The sequence below is a fragment of the Streptomyces sp. genome, from assembly GCF_019510245.1.
Lineage (GTDB): Bacteria > Actinomycetota > Actinomycetes > Streptomycetales > Streptomycetaceae > Streptomyces.
The window spans coordinates 1-6,062 of sequence record NZ_JAEKKT010000372.1 but is presented as its reverse complement, the minus strand read 5'-3'; the positions used below and the strand labels follow the sequence as shown (position 1 = coordinate 6,062).

Genomic DNA, 6,062 nt, shown 5'->3' with positions numbered 1-6,062 from the left:
TCCTCGGTCAAGCCTTCGAGGCGGTAGCCTTGCTAGAAGTTCGAGCGAAACTGAGGAAGGACGCCGCGGTGGGGCCAGCCAGGCAGCGCCCGAACGCACGGGCGGCCACCCTCGAGGACGTCGCCCGCCTGGCCGGCGTGTCGATTGCGACCGCGTCCAAGGCCTTGAACGGTCGGGCGCACGTTTCGGCCGCCACCCGGACGATCGTGCTCGAGGCGGCCGAGCGGCTCTCCTACTCCCCGAACGCCCTCGCACAAGGCCTGCTGGCCGGGCGCACCGGCATCGTCGGCCTGCTGACCTCCGACCTCGAGGGGCGCCTCTCGATACCGATCCTGATGGGCGCCGAGGACGCATTCGGCGCCGGGCGCACGAGCGTGCTGCTGTGCGACGCCCGTGGCGACTCCATCCGCGAGGTGCACCACCTCCAGACGCTGCTGTCCCGTCGAGTCGACGGCCTGATCGTCGTCGGTGCTCGGCCCGACCCCCGACCGTCCATCGGCCGCAACCTCCCCGTGCCCGTGGTCTATGCCTACGCCCCGTCGGACGATCCGGCCGATCTCTCGTTGGTCAGTGACAACGTCTCGGCCGGCCGGATGGCGATCGAGCACCTCGTCCAGGTCGGCCGGCGCCGCATCGCCCACATCAGTGGTGACGCCACTTACGGCGCGGCGCAGGATCGCGCGACCGGAGCCCTGGCCGAGCTGTCCGCCCGGTCCCTCGACCTCGCGGGCGGGCGGGTCTTCTTCGGGTCCTGGTCCGAGGCCTGGGGCCGCAGCGCAACCCGGATGCTGCTCGCCCAGGCGCCGGAGGTCGACGCCGTGTTCGCCGGTTCCGACCAGATCGCCCGCGGCGTGATCGACGCCCTCCACGAAGCCGGGCTCGACGTGCCGGGCGACGTAGCGGTGATCGGCTTCGACAATTGGGAGATCTTCACGACCAGCTCCCGGCCGCCCCTGTCGAGCATCGACATGAACCTCGAGACGCTCGGCCGGGTCGCGGCCGAACGCCTGTCGGCCGCCGTCGACGGGGCGGCGGGGTCCGGTGTCGAGGCGTTGCCCTGCCGGCTCGTCCCGCGCGAATCGACGACCTCCGCCTGACCGCTCGGGCAGGACGGCAAAGTCTGACGATGCGGTGAACACGAAGGCGACGAAGCCGTCGTCCGTCCCGCCGGCTCTTACGCTCGCCGAGTGATCGACAGCTCCGTCGAACGCAGAGCACCGCGTCCCGACCCGGAATCGGCGGCGTGGATCGCCGACCTCGGCGCGCACGCGGCGGCGGGTGACGCCAGTCTGCGTCGGCTGCACGGGCTGCTGCTCCGGGCCGCGCGGGCCGAGCTGAACCGCCGGGCTCCACTGGTCGGCATCGGCGGCCCCGAGGTGGACGACCTCGCTCACCAGGCCGCCGACGACGCGGTCGTGAGCATCCTTCGCCGGCTACCGGAGTTCCGCGGCGAGAGCCGGTTCACGACGTGGGCGTACAAGTTCGCCGTGCTCGAGGTGTCGAACAAACTCAGCCGGCACTTCTCCGCGGTGCGCGGTGAGGTCGCGCTCGACGTCGACCAGTGGGGTCAGGTGCCGGCCCGGCTCGGCGAGACGCCCGAGGCGGCCGCCGACGCAGCCGAACTGCTGGCCGCGGTGCGCGCCGCGCTGCGCACCCAGCTGAGCGAGCGGCAGCGGGACGTCTTCGTCGCCATCGCCGTGGACGGGATCCCGCTGGACGCGGTCACGACGAGATGGGCGGCCGACCGCAACGCGATCTACAAGGTGATGTTCGACGCCCGCCGCAACATCCGCGCCGCCTTGGTCGCCAACGGCTACCTGAGCGGTCGGGACGACCAGTCCTTACCATCTGCGAAACCGCAGCCCGGTCCGCGTAAGACGGCCCGGCGGCCCGCCACCAATCACCTGTCACCACTGGATACGTGATGGGAGCGTCATGCACATTCGCACCAGACTCGCGGCCGCCGGTTTCGCGGGCGCCACGGCCGTCGGGCTGTTCACCTTCGCCGCCGGAGCCACCTCCGCCTCCGCGGCGGAACCGCACCACCGCGGCGCCGGCCAGCACGCGGTGTTCGTCGAAGCCAACGACCCGGCCGGCAACACCATCGCCGTCTACGACCGCCAGGCGGACGGCACGCTGAGCGCGGCCGGCCGGTATGCGACCGGCGGGACCGGTGGTGTGCTCACCGGCTCGGTCGCCGACCACCTCGCATCGCAGGGCGCGGTCACCGTCGATCGCCATCGGCACCTTCTCTATGCCGTGAACGCCGGGAGCAACACGGTGACCGTCTTCAGCATCCGCGGTGACCGGCTGGACCGGTTGCAGGTCGTGGGCACCGGCGGCACGTTCCCGGTGAGCGTCGCGGTGCACCGGGGCGTCGTGTACGTCCTCAACGCTCGCGACGGTGGCTCGATCCAGGGCTTCCGCCAGGTCGGCCCGTTCCTGGTCCGCATACCGAGCTGGAACCGCGCTCTCGGACTCGATCCGTCGGCAACCCCCGAGTTCGTCAACACGCCGGGGCAGGTCACCTTCAGCCCGAGCGGGCGTCAGTTGGTCGTGACGACCAAGGCCAACGGCAACCAGATCGACGTATTCGGCATCGACCGCTTCGGTGGGGCGAGTGCCGTCCCGACGATCAACGTCGATCCGGGCAACGTGCCGTTCGCGGTGTCGTTCGATCCGGCCGGCCGGCTGGACGTGGCCGAGGCCGGCGACAACGCGGTGGCCAGCTTCGCGTTGCACGCCGACGGAACGCTGACCCTCGTCGACCGGGAGTTCACCGGCCAGAAGGCGACCTGCTGGATCGCGCGGCACGGCTCGCACCTGTACCTCGACAACGCGGGCAGCGGCTCGGTGAGCGAGGTCGACGTCACGGCCACCGGCCTTCAGGTAGGCACGGCAACCGCCACCGACCCCGGCACGATCGACGCGACGGTCAGCGGCGACTACCTCTACGTCGAGACCGGTGGCAAAGGCATCGTCGACGAGTTCGCCATCGGCCAGGACGGCGGGCTGACGGCCATCGGCTCGGTCACCGTCGCCGGTGCCGTCGGTGGTGAAGGCATCGCCGCGAGCTGACCTCGAACCACGACCTCGACGGCCGGGCCGGACGCGCGATATGGCGCGCCCGGCCCGTCCGTGCGCGCTGGCAGGTGGTTGCGAGCGGAATGATCGCCGCCCCGCCGCGCGTTCGAACCGAGGTGAAGCGCATCGGGTTCCTCTCCTTCGGCCACTGGACGCCATCCCCGCAGTCGCAGGCCCGCACGGCCGCCGACGTGCTGCAGCAGTCGATCGAGCTGGCCGTGGCGGCCGAGGAGCTCGGCGCGGACGGCGCGTACTTCCGCGTCCACCACTTCGCCCGCCAGCTCAGCTCGCCGTTCCCGCTGCTGGCCGCGATCGGTGCGCGCACCAGCCGCATCGAGATCGGCACCGGCGTGATCGACATGCGCTACGAGAACCCGCTGTACATGGCCGAGGACGCCGGCGCCGCCGACCTCATCTCCGGCGGCCGGCTCCAGCTCGGCATCAGCCGCGGGTCACCCGAGCAGGTCGTCGAAGGCTACAAGTACTTCGGTTACGTCCCGCCCGAGGGCATGGACGCCGCGGACCTCGCCCGCGAGCACGCCCGGATCTTCCTCGGCGTCATCGAGGGCGAGGGCTTCGCCGAGCCCAACCCGCGCCCGATGTTCCCCAACCCACCCGGCCTGCTGCGCATCGAGCCGCACTCGCCGGGCCTGCGCGAGCGGATCTGGTGGGGCGCCGGCACCCGCGCGACGGCCGAGTGGACGGCCGCGCAGGGCCTGAACCTGATGAGCTCGACCCTGCTCAGCGAGGACACGGGCGTGCCCTTCCACGAGCTGCAGGCCGAGCAGATCGAACGGTTCCGCAAGGCGTGGACGGATGCCGGTCACGAGCGCGAGCCGCGCGTCTCGGTGAGCCGCAGCATCTTCCCGATCGTCGACGACCTCGACCGGGCCTACTTCGGCCGCGAACGGTCGTCGAGCGACTCGGTCGGCTTCCTGGAGAACGGACCGGCCCGCTTCGGCAAGACCTACGCCGGCGAGCCCGACCGGCTGATCGCGGAGCTGGCCGAGGACCAGGCCATCGCCGCCGCGGACACCCTGCTGTTGACGATTCCGAATCAGCTCGGCGTCGACTACTGCGCGCACGTCCTCGAGGCGCTGCTCACGCACGTCGCCCCGGAGCTCGGCTGGCGCTGATCGAGCACGCTCAGGTGCTGCGCGCCTCCCAGGTGAGGTCGAGCGAGGCGGCGGAGCCGGCGGCCGCGTTGTCGTCCCGCACGACGTAGGTGAAGCGGTAGGTGACGGACGCGACCCCGGAGGGTGCGAACGTCCCCAGCCCGGACGCGTAAGCGCCGGCGGTTGCGGCGAAGCCGGCCAGCGTGCCGTTGTAGAGCCGGGCGCTGGACGAGAAGCTCGAGCACGGGCCCGTGCCCTGGTCGACCGTGAAGCTCAGGTACCCGGCCAACGATCCGGACGACGCCGAGGCATAGAGCCGCACCGAGGCCGGCACGTTCCCGCCGTAGGACACCGTCACGCACTGGCTGCCGGTGTCACCGGGCACGAGTCCGCTCGCGCTGAACACGGCGGATCCCGAGTCGTCATCGCTCAGCTGCACCGAGCCGGCACTGAAGGTACTGCCGGAGTTGCGGGTCGTGCCCCCGAAACGAGCCGCGGTGGCCTGCCAGGTCAGCGCCGACGTGAGCCCGACGACGGCGGTCGTGACGACGAGCGCCCGGGGGAGCCGACGACGCTTCCGCCGGCGGGGCGAGGCGGCCACGAGCAGGGCGGCGAGCGCGGCGAGCAGCAGGCCGGCCAACCGGTGCTGGGCAATCTGGCCGACCAGAGGGACGATCGCGCGGAGGCGGCCGATCACGGCGCTGCGCGGCACCGGGGCGACGTCTGCGGTCGCGTTGGCGTCGCCCTTGGTGATCAGCGTGCCGTCCGCCCGCAGCGCGGCTACCCGGTGAGCGAGCAGCTGCCCCGGGCGGGACGGGTCGTGCACGACGACGACGTCGCCCACGGCAACCGGCAAGGCGCCGCCTCCATCGGCGAGCACCACCGAGCCGGCGGGGACGTCCGGCTGCATGCTGCCGGAGGTGATCAGGTAGGGGCGCCAGCCGATGACCACCGGCAACAGGGTGGCCGCGAGCACGGCGGCGAGGACGACCAGATACGTGCCGGCGAGCAGCCGGACGACGGCCAGTCCGCGGGGACGCCGGTGCCAGCGGCGGCGCCCAAAAAGGGCGAGCCCGAGCGCGGCGGTCGTCTCCACCTATTCGCGATCGGCCGGTCGTCACTGCGCATAAGTGATTGAGCGCAGAACATCACGGACGGGTCTCAAGTGGGCGGCCCGGATGCCGATGAATCCGGCGGGAGGTGTCTCTTCGTGCTGGCCATCGTGCGCCGGACGATCCACACGGACGCGGCGCGAACACCTCGTCCGGGCCGGGTCGCCATGGCCGTCGCCCTCACCGCCCTGCTGACGTTCGCCCTGTTCCCTCGAGCCGGGGCCACGTTCACCGCCACGACCGGCGACACGGGCAACGCGTTCACGGCCGCGGCGTCCTTCCCCGACTACCCCACGGCGGTGCTGGCGGCGAACCCGCTGGCGTACTACCGCCTCGACGACACACCGGGGTCGATCACCGCGGCCGACTCTTCGACGCACGGCAGTCCTGGCGTGTACGGCACCGCCAACTACGCGGCGTGGACGGGGCTATGGCCGATGGACGAGGGCGGCGGCGCAACCACGGCCGACCTCTCCGGCAACGCCACCCGCCACCCGCTGACCCGGGACGGCGCCACGTGGACCGCCACCGGGCGGCGGGGCTCCGCGCTCGCCTTCGACGGCACGTCCGCCTACGCCGACAGCGGTACGCGAGTCCTCACCACCACCGGATCCTTCGCGGTCACGGCGTGGGTGTACCTGACCGACACCACCGCGACCCGGACGGCGGTCAGCGAGGACGGCGCCAACATCAGCGCCTTCGAACTCGGCTACGCGGCGTCGCACTGGACGTTCGGCATGCCGCGCACCGA

General features: G+C 71.9%; 5 protein-coding genes and 1 pseudogene. 5 read left to right on the top strand and 1 reads right to left on the bottom strand.

Translation table 11 applies throughout. The features are described from left to right. Nucleotides 1-68 precede the first annotated feature (68 nt). From JF597_RS51885 to JF597_RS51870, 4 genes are all read left to right on the top strand, one after another. Entirely contained in the window at nucleotides 69-1,097 is a 1,029-nt protein-coding gene (locus tag JF597_RS51885) for a LacI family DNA-binding transcriptional regulator (protein ID WP_294013712.1), read from the top strand. A 90-nt stretch (nucleotides 1,098-1,187) separates the two neighbouring features. After that, nucleotides 1,188-1,925, top strand: a complete 738-nt coding sequence (locus tag JF597_RS51880; protein WP_294013709.1) for a sigma-70 family RNA polymerase sigma factor — start codon at nucleotides 1,188-1,190, stop codon at nucleotides 1,923-1,925. 10 nt (nucleotides 1,926-1,935) lie between these two features. Continuing rightward, entirely contained in the window at nucleotides 1,936-3,078 is a 1,143-nt protein-coding gene (locus JF597_RS51875; protein WP_294013707.1) for a hypothetical protein, read from the top strand. A gap of 122 nt (nucleotides 3,079-3,200) precedes the next feature. After that, the gene (locus JF597_RS51870; RefSeq protein WP_366916577.1) at nucleotides 3,201-4,220 is read left to right on the top strand and encodes an LLM class flavin-dependent oxidoreductase; all 1,020 of its coding nucleotides are present in this window, start codon (nucleotides 3,201-3,203) and stop codon (nucleotides 4,218-4,220) included. A 10-nt stretch (nucleotides 4,221-4,230) separates the two neighbouring features. On the opposite strand, the gene JF597_RS51865 is transcribed toward JF597_RS51870, so the two are convergent. Further along, nucleotides 4,231-5,295: a signal peptidase I gene (locus tag JF597_RS51865; protein ID WP_294013701.1), complete on the bottom strand. Its 1,065-nt coding sequence runs from the start codon at nucleotides 5,293-5,295 to the stop codon at nucleotides 4,231-4,233. Between the two features lie 114 nt (nucleotides 5,296-5,409). Between JF597_RS51865 and JF597_RS51860 the strand changes: the two are divergent. Then, nucleotides 5,410-6,062 (top strand): annotated as a pseudogene (locus JF597_RS51860) (hypothetical protein); the annotation flags it as partial.